Below are 16,248 nucleotides of genomic sequence, written 5' to 3' on the forward strand. Positions count from 1 at the left end.
CGATATCACTCGACGAGGTCCTCGGAGAGCGGCCAGCCGTCGTCGACCGTCGCGGCGGGGTCGTCCGGCGTTCGCGCGTTGCGGTAGAGGTGTTCGAGGTTCTCCAGCGTGCGGTCGACGTCGAACCGCTCGATGGCGGCCCTCGTGTCCCGATCCGTGGAGAGACAGGTCTCTACCGCCTCGACCAGCTCCTCGCGGTCGCCGCTGGCGAATCGTTCGCCGTTTCCGGGACCGATCGTCTGATCGAACGGTGGAACGTCGGCCGCGGCGACGGGCGTGCCGCAGGCGTTCGCCTCGAGCGTCGACAGCCCCAGCGTGTCGCCGGTCGAGGCCGTGACGAACGCGTCGATGGAGGAGTAGAAGATCGGCAGGTCCTCGCGCGGAAGGAAATCGCGGACCGTCGCGTTCTCCGGTGCGTCGCGTTCGAGCGCCTCGCGGCGCGGTCCCTCGCCGACCACGACGAACCGATATTCGGGGAGGCTCTCGGCGGCTCGCAGGATCTCCTCGACGTTCTTCTCCATGCTCAGCCGGCCGCTGTACCCGATCACGGTTCGGTCGGGGTACCAGTCCTCCGCGGTCGGCTCGAAGAAGTCCATGTCGATGCCGACCGGAAGCGGGACGTGCTCGACGTCGCGGTCGATCCGCTTCGTCGAGGCGGTCACGACGTCGAACGTCCGGAGGAACGCGTTCTCGAGCGGGACGTACAGCCGCGAGAGCGCCGTTGCGGCCGCCTCCGATCCGACGCTCTGGTGGAAGTACTCCTCGAGCGGCGTGTGGTGTGTGTACACCGAAGGCACGTCGCGTTTCCAGGCGTAGTACCGGCCGAGCATCCCGACCGGTGCGGGGCCGTGACAGTGGACCACGTCGAGCGTCGGCAGCGTCGAGAGGCGGCGGTACGTCGGGATCCGATATCCCTTATAAAACGGGTTCGGGAGGGACCTGACCGGTATCTCCCGGTCGTCGGGCTCGTAGTCGCCGTCCGGATATATCACGTACACCTCGTGGCCCTTGGCCTCCAGCTCCTCGCGCCAGAGGTCGATAGTGTACGTGACGCCGTCGATTCCGGGGAAGTAGCTGTCGGTGAAGAAGCCGATCCGCACTCAGACCACCTCCTCGTACAGCGACCGGTAGCGCTCCGCGACCGCATCGAGCGAGAACTCCTCGCTCCGGGCGGCCGCGTTCGCGCCGAGCCGGTCTCGGAGGTCGGGGTCGGCGAGCCGTTCTATCGCCTCGACGAAGGCGTCGACGCCGGCGTCCGCCGCGGTCTTTACACACTCCCGGCCGTCCTCGAGCCACGCGAACGGCTCGATGTCGCGGACGACCGCCGGTTTCCCCGCGGTCATCGCCTCCAGCAGGGCGATCCCCTCGTTCTCCTCGTGGGTCGGGAAACAGAACACGTCGCCGGCGGCGTACGCTCCCCGGATGTCGTCGACGTAGCCGGTGAACGTACAGTTCTCCGGCGACTCCTCGATCAGCGCCGTCGTCTCGCGACCCTTCAACGACAGGTCCAGCGGCCCGAACCACGCGAAGTCGACGTCGGGCAGCCGGCGGGCCGTCTCGACGAACGTCTCGAGTCCCTTGCGTTTGATCACGTGGCCGACGAGGAAGACGACCGGCGCCTCGAGGTCGTACCGCTCGCGGTAGGTCGCCTCCAGCGCCTCGAAGCCGGCGAGCTTCTCGCGGTCGACCCCGTTCGAGATGACCGTCGTCGGGACGTCGACGTACGACTCGATCACTCCGCGGTTGTACTCCGAGGGACAGACGAGCGCGTCCGCGAGCCCGTACGCCCACTGGAGGTACGGCCGGAGCGGCCTCGCGAGCGCGTTCGTGAACCGGAAGCTGTCGCCGAAGTCCTCGGCGGTGACGTGCGCGTTCGCGACGACCGGCACGCCCCGTCGGGCCGCGCGTCGCGCGTACCACGCAGACCGGGGACCGAGCAGGTTACAGTGGAACACGTCGGCCTCGAGCGTCGGCTCCGTCGTGTACTCGATCCCGAGCCGGTCGAGCATCTTCCGCTGGTGGGCGACGGACTCGCGGATCCCCCCCGTGACCCGCGACTCGAACTCGAAGTAGTGGCTCACCTTCATCGTCCGGCGGTCACGTCACTTCGAGCCACGGCACCTCCATCAGCGGCGGAATGTGCGTCTCGATGTGGTGTTCCCAGACGCCCTCCTCGCCGAACGCCTCGCCGTGGTCGGCGGTGACGACGACCGTCCCGTCGAGCTCGTCGACCAGGTCGGCGACGGACTCCAAGGCGATCCGCAGGTTCTCCTCGTATAACCGGAGCGCGGCAACTCGTGTGCCGTCCTTCACGAGGTCGGCCGGATCGAGCTCCAGCCAGAGCCCGGCCTTCTGGGCGAACTGGCTGTCGTCCAGTCGGCTCTCGATCTTCGGTCGGATCGAATCGCTGAGCGAGGAGAGCAACCCGTCGCTCCCGTCGTCGCCGTCGACTCCGTCCTCGTTCGCCTCCTGCTCTTGGCGTTTGATCCCCTTCTGGATCTGTTTGAGCTTCTGGCCCTTGCCGCGCGAGAGGTACGGCGCGTGCGGCTGCATGTAGTGGAGCACGGTGCGGTCGGCGGCCTCGACCGCGGCCTGCTCGTCTCTGAACGCCTCCGCGATCCCCCCCGGCGGGACCGTCCCGAGGTCGTCGTCCCAGCCGGTCTTCCAGACGTCGTGGATGTCGCTGATGTGGTCGGAGGCGGTCCACTCGTAGTCGCAGCTCGCGCCCCACTTGAGCTCGTTCAGCGGGATCCCCAGGTCGTTGATGAAGGGATTCCCGGAGAAGTACGCGATGTCGTGATCGCCCGTGAACGTTCGGTAGGCCCACTCGGGCGTCGAGGAGCCGACGCTCCAGCGCTTCTCCAGGTCGCCCTCGAGGTAGTCGTCGTAGACGTCCCGGAACACGTCGTATCGACACGCGTCGAGCACCAGACAGTAGTCCCACTCCGATTCGAGGAAACGCTGGTCTTCCATCGGTTGCGGGTACGTTTCGGATCGAACGTTGTATTCTTATTGATCCGGACCCGTCGCCGCGTCCGATCAGACGTTTCAAGTTCGCTACCCCGATAGGGTCGGGCATGGCCGACGGAAACCGCCGCGCGCTGCTTCTCGGGTCGTTCGCGGCGGTCGCCGTTCTCGCGGTGCTGTTCTTCCTCGTCGGGGCGGGGGACGTCCTCGACGTCCTCTCGTCCGCGGACCCGGCGTACGTGGCGGCGACCGCGGCGTTCGCGCTCTGCTGGCTGGCCGCCTGGGGGCTGATGCTCCGGACCGTCCTCCGCTCGCTCGACGTCTCGATCCCCGTCCACACGTCCGTGCTCGTCTACGTCGGGGCCGTCTTCGCGAACAACGTCACCCCGTTCGGACAGGCCGGCGGCGAGCCGGTCGCCGCGCTGCTCATCTCGAAGGTCTCCGACTGCCGGTACGAGACCGGGCTCGCCGGCATCGCGAGCGTCGACGTCCTCAACGTCGTCCCCTCCCTCTCCCTCGTCTTCGTCGGCGTCGGCTACTACGCGACCACCGCCGCCGTCGGCGACCGCCTCGGAACCGCGGTCGCCTCGGCCGTCGCGCTGGTCGGCGGCGTCGTGCTCGCCATCGCGGTCGTCTGGCGGTACCGCGAGACGCTCATCGTGCGGCTCCCGGCGTTCGTCACCCCGTGGGTCGACCGGCTCGGGCGAGGACGGTACGACGCGGCGACGCTCGAGGCCGACCTCACCGGACGGCTGACCCGATTTTTCGACGACATCGAGCGCGTCGGAACCGACCGGTGGCGGCTGTCGATCGTCGTCGCGCTGTCGCTTCTGGGGTGGCTCGCGCAGGCGATCGCGTTGACGGCGGCGTTCGCCGCGGTCGGTCACGCGATTCCCCCGTACGTGGTGCTCTTCGCCATCCCGCTCGCGAACCTCGCCGGCGCGACGCCGATGCCGGGCGGTCTCGGGGGGATCGAGGCCGCCTACGTGGCGTTGCTCGTGCCGATCACCGGGATCGATGCCTCCGTGATCACCGCCGCCGTGCTCGTGTTCCGCGGCGGAACCTACTGGACGCCGATCGTGCTCGGCGGGGTCGTGACCTCGGCGCTCGGCGTCCACATGCTGCGGTGACCGAGCTGCCGGAGACCAGCCACCGTACCCGCCGCACCCGCCGCGTCCGCCGGCGACTCGGCCGCTACTCGACCGGTCGGAACCGGAACCCGTCCCACGCCTGGCTCGCGGGCTCGCGGATCCCCGCGCCGGGCTCGCGGAGCTCCTCGGCGTAGACGGGGGCGACGCGGTCGCCGATGGCGACGTCGTACGTCTCGCCGTCGGGGTCGTCGGGGTCGACCGCGACCTGTCCGAGCGCGCGAACCGGCGGGCCGTCGTACCCCTCGTCCGTCTCGAACTCGACTATCGCGAGCGTGTTGGGCTCGCGGACGCCGGGCGGCGTCGCCGTCGAGGTGGTCCACGTCACGACGCGCGCCTCGCGGTCGCGGAGGTCCACGGTCCCGACCCGCTCCGCGCCGTCCGGCCCGACCGGGTGCGGCGGGTAGGTGACCGTCCCGTCGGCGTACTCGGCCGCCTCGAAGACCGGTTCGCCGTCGGTTCCGTCGGCCGATCCCGTCTCACCCGCCGTGTTCGTCGCGTCCACCGCGTCCGTCGTCCCCGTCGTGTCGTCGTCGGTCATTGGCTTCCCTCCAGGATCGCCGTCGTCACGCAGTTCCCGAACCCGCCGACGTTACACGCGAGTCCGGTGTCGGCGTCGACCTGCCGCGGGCCGGCGTCGCCGGTGACCTGCTTGACTATCTCGTACACCTGTGCGACGCCGCTCGCGCCGAGCGGGTGGCCCTTCGATTTGAGCCCGCCCGAGGTGTTGATGGGGAGGTCGCCGTCGCGGTCGGTGACGCCCTCCTCGACCGCCTTCCACCCCTCGCCCTTCTCGAAGAAGCCGAGGTCCTCGCTCTGGAGGAACTCGAGGATGGTGAACATGTCGTGGAGCTCCGCGACGTCGACGTCGTCCGGGCCGACCCCGGCCATCTCGTAGGCGATCGCCGAGGAGTCGACGACGCCGCCCATCGTGGTCGGGTCCGCGCGCTCGTGGACGACGTGGGTGTCGGTCGCGCCGCCGATCCCGGAGATCACGGCGTACTGGTCGTCGGGGACGTACTCCTCGGCCACGGATTCGGGGCAGAACACGAGCGCGGCCGAGCCGTCGGTGATCGGACAGAAGTCGTACAACCGCAGCGGATCCGCGACGACCGGCGACTCGAGGACGGTCTCGAGGTCCACCTCCTTGCGGAACTGGGCGTGGGGGTTGTCCACGCCGTTTCTGTGGTTCTTCACGGCGACCTTTCCGAGACTCTCGCGTGGGGCGTCGTAGGTGTCCAGGTAGAGCCGCGCGGTGAGCCCCGCGAAGGAGGGGAGCGTCACGCCGTGTTTGTACTCGACGGGGTGGGTGAGCGAGGCGATCACGTCGGTCGCCTCGGCGGTGCTTCGGTGGGTCATCTTCTCGCCGCCGACCAGCATCGTGAGGTCGCTCGCGCCGGAGGCGATCGACTGCCAGGCGGCGTAGACGCCCGCGCCGCCCGAGGAGGAGGTCTGGTCGATCCGCGCCGTGTACGCGGGCGTTGCCGCCAGGTCGTGTGCGAGCGCGTTCGGGACGCCGGTCTGTCCCTCGAACTCGCCGCTGGCCATGTTCGAGACGTACAGGTGATCGAGGTCGCCGCCGTCGACGCCGGCGTCCGCGAGCGCCGCCTCGCCCGCCTCCGCGAGCAGTTCCCGAACCCACGCGTCGCGCTGCCCGAACCGGGTCATCGACGCGCCGATGATCGCTACGCGTTCCATACGTCCGGGTCCGACCGGCACACCAAAAGCGTGCCTCTCGGCGGGCGACGGGCCGGGAGATCACTCCGCGCGCCGGCCGGCGTGTCCCGGATAGTCGCGTTCGAACCGGGTTTCCAGCTCCTCGCGGTCGAGCCGGATCACCACCGGCCGGCCGTGCGGGCAGGCGTAGGGGTTCTCACACGCGTCGAGCCGGTCGAGGAGGTCGACGACCCTCCCCTCCGTGAGCGACGTCTTCCCGGTCACCGACGGATGACACGCGAGGTCGGCGAGCAGTTCGTCGACCGCGTCGGCCACCGAGTTCGAGTCGGGCGCGGCAGTGGATTCGGCGACCTCGGCGGCATCGGCGTCCGTTTCGTCACCGTCGGCCGGTTCGGCGGTTCGAGCCGCGTCCGAGACGAACTCCGTGAGCACGTCCCGAAGCAGCTCGGGGTCGAGCGCGGCGTCGAAGACCGCGGGGACCGCCTCGACGACGACCTCGCGTTCGCCGGTACGCTCGGCACGGAACCCGACCCCCGACAGCTCCGCCAGGAAGTCGCCGAACAGCGCCGCCTCCCGCGCCGTCAACTCGACCGTCACCGGCTCCGCGAGCGCCTGGGCCGGCGGCCCCTCGGCGAACTCCCGACGGAGTCGCTCGTAGTTCACCCGCTCGTCCGCCGCGTGCTGGTCGATCAACACCAGCCCGTCGGGGGCCTCGGCGACGACGTACGTGTCGTGGAGCTGGCCGAGCACGCGGAGCGACGGCAGCGAGTCGTACGCGCGCTCGGCGCTCGTCTCCTCGCCGCCGAGGGTTCGCTGGTTCGTCGCGGCACGTCGGGGCGTCGGATCGGCGCCGACGGCGGACTCGGGATCGGAGCCGCCGGCCGATCCGGAGTCGACGCCGACGGATCCGGAGTCCGGGTCGACGGCGGAACCGGAGTCGAGAGCCGCGTCGCGGTCGGCGGGACCGGAACCGTCCGCCGGCGATCGGGCGACCGCGTCTGCGGGTCGACCGTCCTCGCCGGCCTCGGTTCCCGCCTCGGCGTCGTCGGCCTGCCAGCTCCGCGGGGAGGGACGGTCGGACGCCGGACCGCCCGCGTCGTCGTCGCGGCCCGAGCCGCGGTCCCCGTCGGCGTCGCGGTCCGACTCCCCCGTGAGCCCCTCGACCGACCAGGCGTCCTCGTCGTCCGGGTCGAGTTCGGTCGCCGACGCCGGATCCGGACCGGCCGCTGACGCGGATTCGGGATCGGCGGTTCCGTCTCCGCCCGGATCGGCTTCGTCCGCTTCACGTCCGCTTCGCCCGTCCGCGACGCCCCCGCCGACGACCTCGCCGTCCGCGGTCTCGGGGACGACGTCGACCTCGTCGGGGGCGGACCGTCCACGCGGCGCGGTCGACCGGATCAGCCCGTGATCGAGGAGTGCCTCCTCGACGGCCGACTCGACCGCGGCTCTGACTCCGGCCTCGCGGTCGAACCGAACCTCGAGCTTCCGCGGGTGGACGTTCACGTCGACCTCGTCGGGGGGGATCTCGACGAACAGCACCGCGAACGGGTAGCGGTCGGGCGCGAGCTGGCCGCCGTACGCCTCCAGCACCGCCTCGCGGAGCGCGCCCGCGGTGACGTAGCGCTCGTTGACGTACGTCGCGAGGTAGTCGCGGGCCGAACGGGTCGTCTCCGGGTGCGAGACGAGGCCCGTGACGCGGTTCGCCGGAAGACCCTCGTCCGCCCCCGCCGCCGGCTCCCAGTCGACCGGGACCATCGACTCGGCGACCTCGCGGCCGTACACCGCCAACACCGCCGACCGGAGGTCGCCGTTCCCCTCGGTCGCGAACGTCTCGCGGCCGTCGTGTTCGAGCGAGACGGCCGCGTCGGGGTTCGCGAGCGCGTACCCCGTGACGACCGTGTTGACGTGGTCGAACTCCGTGGTCACCCGCTTGAGGAACTTCTTGCGGGCGGGCGTGTTATAGAAGAGGTCCTCGACCTCGACGGTCGTCCCCGTCGGACACCCCGCGGGGCGCACCTCGCCGATGTCGCCGCCCTCGACGGTGATCTCCGCGCCCGCTTCGGCACCCGGCGGCCGCGACCGGACCGTCAGCCGCGAGACCGCCCCGACCGTGTACAGGGCCTCGCCGCGGAAGCCGAGCGTCCCGACGCCGGCCTCCAGGTCGTCGATGTCGGCGATCTTCGAGGTGGCGTGTTCGGCGACGGCCGCCTCGAGCTGGTCTTCCGGGATCCCGACGCCGTCGTCGCGGACGCGGATCCCCTCGGTGCCGCCGGCCTCGACCGAGACGGCGACGCGGCTCGCGCCCGCGTCGAGGCTGTTCTCGACCAGCTCCTTCACGACGCTGGCCGGTCGCTCGACCACCTCGCCCGCCGCGATCCGCTGGATCGTCCGCTCGTCCAACCGCTCGATGTCGGGCGGCTCCATCACTGCTCGTGGGTGAGGGCAGCGAGTACTTGAAACCGTCCCCGACAAGTGGACGGCCCAACGCGATCCGGTGCGGTGGCGCGCCGGTGAGCGGGTGCGACAGCACCCGCGAACCGCTCGCGAGGGAGTCGGCCGACCGGAGCGACGCGGAGGGCGGACGACGAGGCTGGGGAGGCGTGAGGTGCGGGGCGGTCGCGGTCGGGTGGGACTTAAAGGGGCAGTTGCGAGGGCGAAGCACGGCGACGTAAGCACCGGAGCGAAGGAGCGAGAGCGACTGAGCGAAGAGCGCAACGAGTCGCGCGAGTCCTCGCAACTGGGGCTTTGGAGGCGTTTTCCGAGGTCGCGTTCCCCGCTTCGTCCAGCCGAGCGACTGGGAGTTTGGAAGTCCGTCACTCGTCCGCGTAGACGATCTCGGCCACCTCCCGCCGCGGTCCGTCCGGATCGTCGTTCGCGTACTTGTAGAGGACGCCGTCCTCCTCGTCGGCGGCGGCCTTGTGCGAGCCGTCACAGAGCGGTTTCGACCCCGAGAGCCCGCATCGACAGACGTAGATCAGGCCGTCGTCTCCCATGTCCGTCTCGTTGAGCCGCACCGGTTCCGCCGCCTCGTGTGTGACTTCACGGGCCATGCGGGCACGCACGGTTCGAGCCGGAATACGGTTTGTGGCCGCAAAACGGATCCGAACCGGGACCGAGAACTCTCGCTCACTGCGTTCGCTGCGCCTTTCTCGTCGGGCTCGAATCGCTCCTGCTCTCTCACTCCAGCCGACTCGCTTCGCTCGTCGGCTTCCGTTCAGTGCGCGGGACCGGATTCGAACCGGAACCGGACGTGCTCGCTCCGTTGCGCGCGACCGGTAGGGTTCGAACCGGCCTGCTCCCTCGCTCAGTCGCTACGCTCCTTCACTTAGTGCGCGGGACCGGATTCGAACCTCAGTCACTCCGCTTCGCTCCGTTCCCTGCTTCGAATCCTCCGTCGCGCATACATGCCTCTCACGTTCGTTCGAGGCAGTATGCGCGGGACCGGATTCGAACCGGCGGACCCCTACGGGATAGCGTCCTAAGCGCTACGCCTTTGGCCTGGCTCGGCAACCCGCGCGCGTTAACCGGTAGGCGAAACCGATTCAAGAACCTGACGAACGCCGGCCCGACCCGCCGCGACCGCGAAGCCCGCGGCTCCTTTTTGTACCTCGGCCGCCAACCACGCGGCATGTACCGGGCGAGTGACCGCGTCGATAACGCCGAGTGGATCGACCGCATCGAGGACGCCTGCGCGACTCTCGACCTCGACGAGGACGCCTGCTCGACCGCGACCGACTTGTTCCTCTCGGAGATCCCCGACGAGGAGCGCTCGAAACCCGCCACCGCCGCCGCCAGCCTCTACGCCGCCGCGCTGATCCGTGGCCAGGAGCGCCCCCAGTCCGCCGTCGCCGACGCCATGAGCGTCTCGAGACTCTCCGTCCAGCAGCGCTGGAAACCCCTCCTGGAGAACGCCGGCTTCTCGCCGCCGACGTGGTGACGCCGTCGGAAGGAGAGACTCACCGCGGCGTCGCCACGACCCCGAGGTGGTCCTCGTGGAACCGGTCGAGCCGACCGGTCTCGAGCACCTCGTAGGCCCCCTCCAGCTCCGCGAGCACCTCCGTGAACACGTCGTCCGGCTCTGCGGTGACGTCCTCGCTGCGCGCTTTCACCGCCAGCAACAGCCGCCCGTCGTCGGCGAGGAACCGCGCGTTCCGCGTCGCCACCGCGGCCTGTCCGCGCGTCGCGACGTCCTGGACGAGCGCGTCGAGGTCGCTCTCGACGACGTGCGCGTACGTCTCCGGCTTCCGGGCGTCCTTCAGGAGGGGAAACAGCCGGTCGCGGGGTTCGGCCGCCTCGAGCAGGTCCCGCGCCGGCCGCGGGGCGAACTCCACCGCGTACGTCGCCCCGGCGAAGTCGGCGACGTGGCTGACGGTCGTCCCCGAGGCCGCGCCGAGGTACAACACGGTCTCGCCGCCGGAGAGGCCGACGTCGAACCCGAGCTCGAACATGCCGCCGAGCTTCGACCGCTCCGGGTCCCACGCGCGCCACTCGCCGTCCGTCGGCTCGCCGTAGACCGGCGTGCCGCGAGTCGCCAGCCGCGCCTCGCCGTCGATCTCGCGGCGTTCGACGCCGGCGGGAAGCGCCGAGCTACTCATCGCCGTCCCCCGTCTCGTCCCCGTTCGCGTCCGCCCGCGCCCGGATCGTCGCCATCCGCTCGCGGAGGTCCTCGTGGAGCACCTCGCGGTACTCGCCCGAGTAGTGGTCCGCGCGCGCCGCGAGCGCCAGCTTCCCCGCGAGCGCCCGCGCGGCCGACCCGCGGTCCTCGGGGCGGGTCCCCCGGACGAACTCGTGGGTGTAGATGATCCCGTGTTTCGGCGAGGGAGCCCGCCCGGAGAGGTGCGCGAACAGGGCGTCCTCCGCACCGAGCACCTGGACGGTCCCCGAGGGCTTCCTCGCCAGCGACTCCAGCCCGCCCGCGAGCGCGATCAGCCGCGCGGCGAGCTCCGGGCCGGCCATGTCGGCGAGGTTCGGCGCGACCGCGGGCGCGACCCGGTCGATCGTCGCCGCGAGCTCGTCCCGCTCGTCCGCGAGGGCGGCCGCGCGCGCGGCCAGCGAGATCACTCGTCGGTCGAGGTCGTCGTCGGGCTCCCGCTCGGCGATCGCGCGGGCTCCCGCGATCCCGGAGTCGGCGCCGTCGAAGCGGCTCCCCGCCCACTCGACGGCCCGCTCCGCGAGTTCGTTCGCGACGCGCTCGCAGTCGTCCATGGCGCGGACGGCGTGGATCAGCTGCCGGTCGTCCGCGCGCTCGCGCTCCGCAACGGCCTCGCGGGCCGCGTGGAGGGTACTCTCGCGGAGACGGTCGTAGTAGTCGCCGGCGTCGGCCGCGAAGCCGGACGCGACCGCGAGACGCGGCCAGTCCGCCGGGACCTCCGCGCTGCCGCCCTCGATCGCGTCGCGGGCGGCGTCGAGGTCGTCGGGCGGAACGGACGCGAACCAGCCCGCGTCGCTCTCGTCGGTGGTCATACTCGGAGAACTGCGCGCGAACTCGTATATGCGTCCCGGTGTGTCGGTCGAACGTCGTTCCGGGGTAGTTTCCGGCCGACGGGGCCGACGGATCCCCGTCCACCTCAAGCGGCGGATTCGACCGATTCCGCGTCGTCGTCCGCCGAGTCGCCGTCGTCCTCGGACCGCAGGCCACCGAGGAGGCCGCACTCGCCGACTCGGACCTCCCCGATCGTCGCGCCGGCGAGGCCGCCGAGCGCGCCGCCGGTGCTCGCCGCGTTCCGGTTCACCAGCCCGCCGACCGCGGCCCCGACGGCCGCGCCGACGGCGGCGTACTTCGCCCGTGAGATCGCGGTTCTGATTCGTCCCATGCGCCGAACTACTCGGTTCGTTTACAAAAAGGTGTCCGTCGGCCGACCGCGACGGCGGCCGGTCGCCCGGCTCCGACGCCGACTCGGCGACCCTACTCGCGGGCGATCGGCGTCGTCATACAGTGGAGACCTCCCGCCCCGTTCGTGAGCGCGGCGCGCGGGATCCCGATCCCGTCGGGCAGGACGTCCACGCCGCGGTCGCGGAGCGCCTCGATCGTGGGGTTCTCCTCGGGCCGGTACTCCCCGTCCCCGTCGGGCTCGTAGAGCGGGATCACGGTGCCGTCGTCGATCGCGAGGAAGTTTGTCGGCCACCGCTCCCCGTCGGCGACGTCGATCACGTCGAACCCCTTCTCGTCGCGCACGTACTCCAGCGTCGAGGTCGTGTGGCTGTGCTCGTAGACGTCGCCGCGCTTGCGGTAGACGTCGACGTCGGCTGCGGCCGCCAGGTCGGCGTCGAGCACGGCGAGCCCCTCGGCGGCGATGTTGAACCAGCCGAGCAGGTGCATCACTCGCGAGCCGAGCCCGCGGTCGACCCGGTGTGTCCGGTCGGCCTCCAACGGCGCGCGCACCAGCCCGAACTCGTCGTAGGACACCGCCCCGTCCCGCATGAGTCGCTCGCCCGCCTCGTAGCTCGTCCGGATGACGTGCTCCTCGCCGTCCACCTCCGCGGAGACGCCGAGCAGCGCGAACTCGCCGGCGGGCATGAACTCGCCGCCCTCGAGCGGCTCGCCCGTCATCTCGTAGCGGAGGTCCGCCCCGATCGACTCCCACGCGCGCTTGACGATCGGCTCCTCGCGCCGACGGATCGGCTTCGACATGTGACAGAGGATCGGTCCTCGGTCCCCGACGATCGTCGTGTCGCGCTGGAAGTAGACGTTCGAGATCGGCGCGTCGAGCGCCACCGACGCGCCGTCGGTCCCGCCGTCGACCGTCCTCCTCGGCGTGAGGCTCGGTCGCGAGAGGACGATCTGGAGCTTCTCGCGCGGGGAGAAGGCGGCGAGCACGTCGTCGATCCGGTCGACGCCGCCGTCCTCGAGGGCGTCACGCGTCAGGTCGTCGAGCGCGTCGCCGGCCGCGAGGTCGTCGGCGAGCCGGTGGACCTCGACGTGCGTCGACTCCAGCGTGTCGACGAGCCCTTCGTGCTCCCGGCGCGCCTGCTCGGGCGGGACGTGGTCCTCGAACAGGTTCGCCTCGGGCGCGAGGCTCCCCGACCACAGCTCGAGTCCCGGCGTGTGAACCCTGACAGCCGAGAGCCGTTCCCACTCCGCGCGGACCGAATACTCGGACATACCCTCGACTCGCGGGCGGCGGCGAAAAATCCCCCGCCCCCGGTCACTGGAGCCGCTTCGTCGTCTCGACGAGCGGGTGACGCGCGTAGTCGACCACCTCGATGTCGCCGATCGACTCCAGCCCCTCCTTCTCCGCCGTCTTGGCCATCCCGAGGTCGACCGGGGTCCGCGTGACGATCACGTACGCGTCCATCCTCTCGGTTCCCATCTCGTGTGCGGCCATCACGCGGTGGTGGCCGTCGGCGAGGTGGAGGACGCCGTCGTTGTCGATGACGACGAGCGGCTCGGCGAGCCCCCGGTCCAGCTCGTACTGCCTGCCCTCCAGCTCGTCGGCGTACACCCGCGCCTGCGTGGGCGTGAGGTCGTCGAGGCGGACCTCGCGACGCTCCTCGTCGAGTTCGACGCCGTGGATCTGCTCGAGCGTGCGCATCAGCTTCCCGACCTTTCCGGGGGTCGCCCGCTCGATCTGCGAGCGAACGACGTCCGTGTTCGAGATGATCCCGACGAGGTTGTCCGCGTCGTCGACGACCGGGAGCTTCTGGATCCCCGATCGCAGGATGACACGGGCGGCGTCGGTGACTTTCATGTCGGGATGCGCTACTATCAGGTTCTCGGACATCACCGTGAACACGGGGGCGTCGTCGTCGGCCAAGAGCAGGTCGCCCGCCGAGACGAACCCTTCGACGGTCCGCCCCTGCGTGACGGGAAATCCCTTGTGACCGGCCGTCTCGACCATCCGCTTCGCGACCGACGACACGGTGTCCTCCGGGCTGACGGTCTCGACGTCCCGAGTCATGTACTCGCCGACCGTCGGCTTTCCGGACATGGAGTTCAGTACGTCCTCGACCGTACAAAAAGGGGCGGGAACGACCGAGGCCGCGCGGCGACGCTACTGCGGGCTCGGGCTCGAGGGTCCGGAGACGCCCTGGTCTTTGAGCGCCGAGCCGGTGATCGATTTGAGCCGGGAGACGAGCGAGTCCTTCTCGGCTTCGCCCTCCAGCGCGATGTCGAGCACCTCGCTGATGTGTGAGACGGGGATGACCTCGATCATCTCCTCGTACTCCTCTTCGATCATCACGTCCTGTTCGTTGGCCTGCGGAATGATGACCCGCGTACAGCCGGCCTTCGCGGCCGCCTCGATCTTGTGGGTGACGCCGCCGACGGGAAGCACGTCGCCGCGCACCGAGAGCGAGCCGGTCATCGCGAGGCTCTGGTCGACGCCGACGTTCTCCAGGGCACTGATCACGGCGGTCGCGACCGTGATCGACGCGCTATCCCCGTCGACGCCCTGCTGGCCCGCTTGGACGAACTGGATGTGGATGTCCATCTCCGAGATGTTCTCGTCGGAGAACTTCTTGATGATCGCCGAGACGTTCGAGACCGACTCCTGAGCCATCTCCTTTAACTGCCCCGTGGCGATGACCTCGCCGGGCCCCTGCGAGGGCGCGACCTCGGCCATCACCGGGAGCATGATCCCGGAGTCCTCGCCCATGACGGCGAGCCCGTTGACGCGGCCGACGACGTAGCCGTCCGAGACCTGTAACTCGTAGTCCTTCCGGCGCTCGATGAAGTCGTCGGCGAGCTGTTGTTCGATGGAGCGCGAGCGCCCCTTCGCCTGGAGCACGTGCTCGCGGGTGGTGAAGTCGGCGTCCTCGCCGCGGGCGATGTCGCCGGCGACCCGGACGAGCCCGCCGAGGTTCCGGAAGTGAAGCGTCAGGTGCCCCTTCCGGCCGGAGCGACGCTTGGCCTCGAGGATGACCTCCTCTATCGCCTCCGCGGTGAACTCCGGCAGGCGGCCGTCCTTCGCGACCTCCTGGGCGATGAAGCGCACGTACTGGCGGCGCATCTCCGGGGTGTCCTCGATGGTGTCCTCCATGTACACCTCGTAGCCGTACCCCTTGATCCGGGAGCGCAGCGCCGGGTGCATGTTCTCCATCGCGTCGAGGTTCCCCGCCGCGATCATGACGAAGTCCGTCGGGACGGGCTCGGTCTGGACCATCGCGCCCGAGGAGCGCTCGGACTGGCCCGTGATCGAGAACTCTCCCTCCTGGATCGCCGTCATGAGGTGCTGCTGTGAGCGGATGTCGAGGGTGTTGATCTCGTCGACGAACAGCACGCCCTTGTTCGCCTTGTGGATCGCGCCGGCCTCGACGCGGTCGTGGCTCGGCGTCTCCATCCCGCCGGACTGGAACGGGTCGTGGCGGACGTCGCCGAGCAGCGCGCCGGCGTGTGCGCCCGTCGCGTCGCGGAACGGCGCGGACTTGGTGTCCGCGTTGTTCACGAGCAGGTTCGGGATCATCGCGTCGGAGCCGCGGTTCAGGTAGCGGAAGACGAGGTAGACGACCCCGGCCGCGATGATGCCGACGAGGATCTGGCCGACGATGATGAGCGCGTAGCCCAACACGACGGCGATGATGATCCACATGAGGAGCGACCGCATCTGGTTGCGCTTGCGGGCCTCCTCCTTGTGGGCGTCGACGATCTGTTCGCCCTTCCCGGCCGGGACGGTCCGGACCTTCGGCTTGTTGCCGTCGTCGGGGTTGTGATACACCAGCACGTCCTGAAGCTCCTCTTTCGGGAGCAGCTCGGACATCGCCTTCGCGAGCATCGACTTCCCGGTACCGGGCGAGCCGATCATCATCACGTGGCGGCGCTGTTTCGCCGCCTTGATGATCACGTCGCGGGCGTGCTCCTGGCCGATCACCTGGTCGACGAGCCGGTCGGGGATCGAGATCTCGGAGGTGGTGTCGATCTTGAGCCCGCCGAGGAGGTCGTCCTCGTCGGGGTCCTCGTCGATCTCCGCGCCCTCGACCTCGACGGTGCTCCCGAGGTCGTCGATCCCGCCGTCGTCGCCGGCGTCGACGACCTCGTCGGGGGCCTCCGGCGGGGGCGACGGCTCCTCGCCGTCGTTCGAGGGGATGCCGCCGTCATCGGAGGCGTCCTCCTCGGCCGGGGCGATCTCGGGCTCGCGGAACCCGTCGTCGACCGGATCCGGTCCCGTGTGATCCGCCCCGTCACCGGAGCGGTCCCGACGCCGCTCGTCGGAGGTGCTCTTGCCGGGGGCGTCCTCTCCGGGAGCGTTCTCGCCGTTCTCCTCCGGATTTCGAACGTCCTCCTCGGCCCCTTCCGGCGCGTCGTCGTCCGGGGGCGAGGCGTCCTCCTCCGGCGGGTCGTTCGTGTCCTTCTCGTTGCTCATAGAATCGAAGTCCGTTATCGGAACGGAAGGGTCGGCTACTGATATACTTTCTCCCCGCGACCATCGCGCCCCGACGCTTCAGACTCCCGATATCGGCGTATAACGCCCGTTTCCGTCGGCGTTCGGGTCCCACGAGGTTTATAAATCCCGGCGTCACA

Annotated in this window: 15 protein-coding genes and 1 tRNA gene; 2 read left to right on the forward strand and 14 right to left on the reverse strand. The window is 70.1% G+C overall.

Translation table 11 applies throughout. The features are described 5' to 3' along the window. Positions 1–5 precede the first annotated feature (5 nt). From NO889_RS16440 to NO889_RS06550, 3 genes are read right to left on the reverse strand one after another with little or no spacing between them, the layout of a single operon-like run. Complete coding sequence (locus tag NO889_RS16440) at positions 6–1,100, reverse strand: glycosyltransferase (RefSeq protein ID WP_256411479.1); 1,095 nt, start codon at positions 1,098–1,100, stop codon at positions 6–8. After that, positions 1,101–2,087 carry a glycosyltransferase family 4 protein gene (locus NO889_RS06545; protein WP_256411480.1) on the reverse strand — a complete coding sequence of 329 codons (987 nt, stop codon included), beginning with the start codon at positions 2,085–2,087 and terminating at the stop codon, positions 1,101–1,103. Positions 2,088–2,097: 10 nt separating this feature from the next. Next, positions 2,098–2,973, reverse strand: coding sequence for a hypothetical protein (locus tag NO889_RS06550; protein WP_256411481.1), 876 nt, complete (start codon positions 2,971–2,973; stop codon positions 2,098–2,100). A 104-nt stretch (positions 2,974–3,077) separates the two neighbouring features. Between NO889_RS06550 and NO889_RS06555 the strand changes: the two genes are divergently transcribed. Continuing rightward, entirely contained in the window at positions 3,078–4,097 is a 1,020-nt protein-coding gene (locus tag NO889_RS06555) for a lysylphosphatidylglycerol synthase transmembrane domain-containing protein (RefSeq protein ID WP_256411482.1), read from the forward strand. Between the two features lie 64 nt (positions 4,098–4,161). On the opposite strand, the gene NO889_RS06560 is transcribed toward NO889_RS06555, so the two are convergent. The 5 genes from NO889_RS06560 to NO889_RS06580 all read right to left on the reverse strand — a co-directional run bounded on the left by NO889_RS06560 (position 4,162) and on the right by NO889_RS06580 (position 9,309). Next, positions 4,162–4,656: a PhlB family protein gene (locus NO889_RS06560; RefSeq protein WP_256411483.1), complete on the reverse strand. Its 495-nt coding sequence runs from the start codon at positions 4,654–4,656 to the stop codon at positions 4,162–4,164. After that, positions 4,653–5,813 carry a thiolase family protein gene (locus NO889_RS06565; protein ID WP_256411484.1) on the reverse strand — a complete coding sequence of 387 codons (1,161 nt, stop codon included), beginning with the start codon at positions 5,811–5,813 and terminating at the stop codon, positions 4,653–4,655. Before NO889_RS06565 ends, NO889_RS06560 begins: the two co-directional genes overlap by 4 nt. 60 nt (positions 5,814–5,873) lie before the next feature. Further along, entirely contained in the window at positions 5,874–8,216 is a 2,343-nt protein-coding gene (mutL, locus tag NO889_RS06570; RefSeq protein ID WP_256411485.1) for a DNA mismatch repair endonuclease MutL, read from the reverse strand. Between the two features lie 389 nt (positions 8,217–8,605). Next, positions 8,606–8,842 carry a CDGSH iron-sulfur domain-containing protein gene (locus NO889_RS06575; protein WP_256411486.1) on the reverse strand — a complete coding sequence of 79 codons (237 nt, stop codon included), beginning with the start codon at positions 8,840–8,842 and terminating at the stop codon, positions 8,606–8,608. 382 nt (positions 8,843–9,224) lie between these two features. Beyond that, a tRNA-Leu gene (locus NO889_RS06580) sits at positions 9,225–9,309 on the reverse strand. 111 nt (positions 9,310–9,420) lie between these two features. Between NO889_RS06580 and NO889_RS06585 the strand changes: the two genes are divergently transcribed. After that, positions 9,421–9,729 carry a transcription initiation factor IIB family protein gene (locus NO889_RS06585; protein ID WP_256411487.1) on the forward strand — a complete coding sequence of 103 codons (309 nt, stop codon included), beginning with the start codon at positions 9,421–9,423 and terminating at the stop codon, positions 9,727–9,729. 19 nt (positions 9,730–9,748) lie between these two features. On the opposite strand, the gene NO889_RS06590 is transcribed toward NO889_RS06585, so the two are convergent. The 6 genes from NO889_RS06590 to lonB form a co-directional block, all read right to left on the reverse strand. After that, positions 9,749–10,387: a fibrillarin-like rRNA/tRNA 2'-O-methyltransferase gene (locus NO889_RS06590; protein WP_256411488.1), complete on the reverse strand. Its 639-nt coding sequence runs from the start codon at positions 10,385–10,387 to the stop codon at positions 9,749–9,751. Further along, the gene (locus NO889_RS06595; protein ID WP_256411489.1) at positions 10,380–11,255 is read right to left on the reverse strand and encodes an NOP5/NOP56 family protein; all 876 of its coding nucleotides are present in this window, start codon (positions 11,253–11,255) and stop codon (positions 10,380–10,382) included. The genes NO889_RS06590 and NO889_RS06595 overlap by 8 nt, the downstream gene beginning before the upstream one ends. 104 nt (positions 11,256–11,359) lie before the next feature. Beyond that, positions 11,360–11,605 carry a hypothetical protein gene (locus tag NO889_RS06600; RefSeq protein WP_256411490.1) on the reverse strand — a complete coding sequence of 82 codons (246 nt, stop codon included), beginning with the start codon at positions 11,603–11,605 and terminating at the stop codon, positions 11,360–11,362. A gap of 92 nt (positions 11,606–11,697) precedes the next feature. After that, positions 11,698–12,894, reverse strand: a complete 1,197-nt coding sequence (locus tag NO889_RS06605; RefSeq protein ID WP_256411492.1) for an arginine deiminase family protein — start codon at positions 12,892–12,894, stop codon at positions 11,698–11,700. Between the two features lie 43 nt (positions 12,895–12,937). Beyond that, positions 12,938–13,720, reverse strand: coding sequence for a CBS domain-containing protein (locus NO889_RS06610; RefSeq protein ID WP_256411493.1), 783 nt, complete (start codon positions 13,718–13,720; stop codon positions 12,938–12,940). Positions 13,721–13,783: 63 nt separating this feature from the next. Further along, entirely contained in the window at positions 13,784–16,090 is a 2,307-nt protein-coding gene (gene lonB, locus NO889_RS06615; RefSeq protein WP_256411494.1) for an ATP-dependent protease LonB, read from the reverse strand. Positions 16,091–16,248 lie beyond the last annotated feature (158 nt).

It is taken from the genome of Halorubrum rubrum (assembly GCF_024494685.1).
Taxonomy (GTDB): Archaea; Halobacteriota; Halobacteria; order Halobacteriales; family Haloferacaceae; genus Halorubrum; species Halorubrum rubrum.

Excerpts from the sequence above, each read along its gene's own strand:
- NO889_RS06545 (WP_256411480.1), bottom strand. The coding sequence starts at position 2,087 with ATGAAGGTGAGCCACTACTTCGAGTTCGAGTCGCGGGTCACGGGGGGG.
- NO889_RS06550 (WP_256411481.1), bottom strand. The coding sequence starts at position 2,973 with ATGGAAGACCAGCGTTTCCTCGAATCGGAGTGGGACTACTGTCTGGTG.
- NO889_RS06555 (WP_256411482.1), top strand. The coding sequence starts at position 3,078 with ATGGCCGACGGAAACCGCCGCGCGCTGCTTCTCGGGTCGTTCGCGGCG.
- NO889_RS06560 (WP_256411483.1), bottom strand. The coding sequence starts at position 4,656 with ATGACCGACGACGACACGACGGGGACGACGGACGCGGTGGACGCGACG.
- NO889_RS06565 (WP_256411484.1), bottom strand. The coding sequence starts at position 5,813 with ATGGAACGCGTAGCGATCATCGGCGCGTCGATGACCCGGTTCGGGCAG.
- mutL (WP_256411485.1), bottom strand. The coding sequence starts at position 8,216 with ATGGAGCCGCCCGACATCGAGCGGTTGGACGAGCGGACGATCCAGCGG.
- NO889_RS06575 (WP_256411486.1), bottom strand. The coding sequence starts at position 8,842 with ATGGCCCGTGAAGTCACACACGAGGCGGCGGAACCGGTGCGGCTCAAC.
- NO889_RS06585 (WP_256411487.1), top strand. The coding sequence starts at position 9,421 with ATGTACCGGGCGAGTGACCGCGTCGATAACGCCGAGTGGATCGACCGC.
- NO889_RS06590 (WP_256411488.1), bottom strand. The coding sequence starts at position 10,387 with ATGAGTAGCTCGGCGCTTCCCGCCGGCGTCGAACGCCGCGAGATCGAC.
- NO889_RS06595 (WP_256411489.1), bottom strand. The coding sequence starts at position 11,255 with ATGACCACCGACGAGAGCGACGCGGGCTGGTTCGCGTCCGTTCCGCCC.
- NO889_RS06600 (WP_256411490.1), bottom strand. The coding sequence starts at position 11,605 with ATGGGACGAATCAGAACCGCGATCTCACGGGCGAAGTACGCCGCCGTC.
- NO889_RS06605 (WP_256411492.1), bottom strand. The coding sequence starts at position 12,894 with ATGTCCGAGTATTCGGTCCGCGCGGAGTGGGAACGGCTCTCGGCTGTC.
- NO889_RS06610 (WP_256411493.1), bottom strand. The coding sequence starts at position 13,720 with ATGTCCGGAAAGCCGACGGTCGGCGAGTACATGACTCGGGACGTCGAG.
- lonB (WP_256411494.1), bottom strand. The coding sequence starts at position 16,090 with ATGAGCAACGAGAAGGACACGAACGACCCGCCGGAGGAGGACGCCTCG.